Origin of the sequence: Thiolapillus sp., assembly GCF_048562965.1 — a bacterium.
Taxonomy (GTDB): Bacteria; Pseudomonadota; Gammaproteobacteria; order Chromatiales; family Chromatiaceae; genus Thiolapillus; species Thiolapillus brandeum_A.
In genome coordinates this window covers 1-2,325 of record NZ_JBHNMF010000512.1, presented here as the reverse complement: position 1 = coordinate 2,325, position 2,325 = coordinate 1, and the positions used below count along the sequence as shown (strand labels likewise).

General features: G+C 59.9%; 2 protein-coding genes. Both read right to left on the bottom strand.

Annotated elements, in window-relative coordinates; translation table 11 throughout:
• Positions 1-140 precede the first annotated feature (140 nt).
• A complete protein-coding gene (polX, locus tag ACOCD2_RS17070) occupies positions 141-1,862 on the bottom strand; it encodes a DNA polymerase/3'-5' exonuclease PolX (protein ID WP_293645846.1) in 1,722 nt (573 codons plus the stop codon).
• Positions 1,863-1,879: 17 nt separating this feature from the next.
• Positions 1,880-2,320, bottom strand: coding sequence for a YbhB/YbcL family Raf kinase inhibitor-like protein (locus ACOCD2_RS17065; protein ID WP_293652951.1), 441 nt, complete (start codon positions 2,318-2,320; stop codon positions 1,880-1,882).
• Positions 2,321-2,325: the final 5 nt, after the last annotated feature.

Genomic DNA, 2,325 nt, shown 5'->3' with positions numbered 1-2,325 from the left:
GCCCAGACAATTGGCTCCCGCTCAATCCGGGTGACCTGCTCGGAAGAGCCGGATGCGGGAAATCCGCACGTCCGGTTCTGTGAGGGTGAAAGCCAGCAATGGCCGATCTACTCGACTAGCCACAGGCAAGCAACGCGAGCCTAGCGCCTCAAAACCTTGAGCAGTGCTTTCAGCCCTCTGGTATTGAGCACATCCGCCTTCTCCAGCCATCCTCGCCTCGCCTGAGCCAGGCCATAACGCTGGTAGGCAAGCTGGCCGGTGCTGTGGGCATCCGTGGAGATCGCCACTTTCAGGCCGCGCTCTTTTGCCATGCGACAGTAGATGTCATCGAGGTCCAGCCGCCGGGGCTGTGAATTCAGCTCCAGGAAGCAGCCCCGCTCCAGCGCCGCATCCATGATTTTTTCCATGTCCAGGCGGCATGCGGGGCGCTTGCCGATCAGACGCGCCGTGGGATGGGCCAGGATGTTGAAATGCGGATTGTCCATGGCACGGATGACCCGCTCGGTCTGCTTCTTCTCGGACAGGCCAAAGGCGGAATGAATCGCACCCAGGCAGATGTCCAGCCGTTGCAGTACGTGATCCGGCATGTCCAGGGAGCCGTCTTCGAGAATATCCGCTTCCAGCCCTTTCAGCAGCCGGATACCAGCGAGCCTGTCATTGAGTTCATCGATGGCATCGCAATGAGCCAGCAATTCATCGGGATCCAGCCCCCGCGCGATCCCCAGGTGCTGGCTGTGCTCTGTGATAGCCAGATAGTCGTGGCCCAGCGCCCTGGCCGCTTTCGCCATTGCTTCCAGAGAATCCTGACCATCGCTGCGGGTGGTGTGACAATGGAGGTCGCCCCTCAGGTCGGCTGCAACGATCAGCTTCGGCAGACGGCCCGTGGCGGCAGCTTCCAGCTCTCCCCGCTTCTCGCGCAGCTCCGGTTCCATCCACTGCAACCCCATCTGAGCGTAGATTTCCTTTTCGGTGCGCCCGGCGATGCGTTTTCCCTGTTTGTCGAAAATACCGTATTCATTGACTTTCAGCCCACGTTGCACGCCCATCACCCGCACGGCGATATTGTGCGCCTTGCTGCCGGTGAAATAGTGCCAGGCGGCGCCAAAGCTGACCTGGGGCACGACCCGCAGGTCCACCTGCAATCCCGTGCGCAGCACGACTGTGGACCGGGTATGGCCCTTGGAAATCACACGCTCCACCGCTTCGAAAGCAGTGAAGGCATCCGTCACTTTCGCGCTTTTCGCGGCGCTGACCAGGATATCCAGGTCACCCACGGTTTCCCGGCGGCGGCGGTAACTGCCGGCCATTTCCACCTTTTTCACGCCAGGCTGTTTGCGCAGGTAAGCCAGCAACTGTTCAGCGATTTCTTCTACATCTGCCCACAGATAGCGGCGGATGCGCTGTTGCAACTCACTCAGCTCACGCAGGATATTCTGCTCGGTTTTCACACCGAAACCAGGCAACTGGTGCACCAGTCCCTGCCGGGCGGCCTTCTCCAGTTCCCCGACATCGTGGATATTCAGATAATCACGCAGGATTTTCAGGCGCTTGGGCCCCAGGCCGGGCACTTGCAGCAGATCCACCAGTCCAGGAGATACGGTGGTTTCGAGTTCCGTGAGCTTGCGCAGTGAACCCGTGGCGACGATCTCCCGGATCTTGGCGGCAAGATCCTTGCCGATGGTTGGCAGCGCTTCGAGCACCTCTCCCTGTTCGACCATTTCCGCCAGACTGCGGGACAGACCCCGCACCATGCGCGCTGCATTGCGATAAGCCCGCACCCTGAAGGGATTTTCACCCTGAATTTCGAGAAGGTCGCCGATACGGCTGAAGATGGCCGCGATTTCACTGTTGGTTACGGCCATGAGAACGGATCATTCCTTCAGTGGGAGTATGTGCCCATGAGCACTGCTTCTTCGATCACATGACCCTGCATGGCTTCGAGCAACCGGTCCTTGGTGGGTTTCTCCAGATCAGGCAGCAATGTATCCAGCGCATAGAGTTTGAAGAAGTAGCGGTGCCGTCCTACCGGCGGACAGGGACCGCCATAGCCGGTACGCTGCCAGTCATTGACGCCTTCCCGCGTGCCTGCAGGCAATGCTGCAACGGCTTCCGCCAGGCCGTTGCTGTCGGGCGGCAGGTTGTAGAGCAGCCAGTGCACCCACACCATTTTAGGCGCAGCGGGATCCGGCGCATCCGGATCATCCACGATCAAAACCAGACTGCGGGCAGCTTCGGGAATGCCCGCCCATTCCAGTGGCGGGGAAATATCTTCACCATCACAGGTATAAATGCCTGGGATGGCTCCACCTTCTTCAAACACCGCTG

Coding starts and splice junctions, on each gene's coding strand:
- polX (WP_293645846.1), bottom strand. CDS start 1,862: ATGGCCGTAACCAACAGTGAAATCGCGGCCATCTTCAGCCGTATCGGC.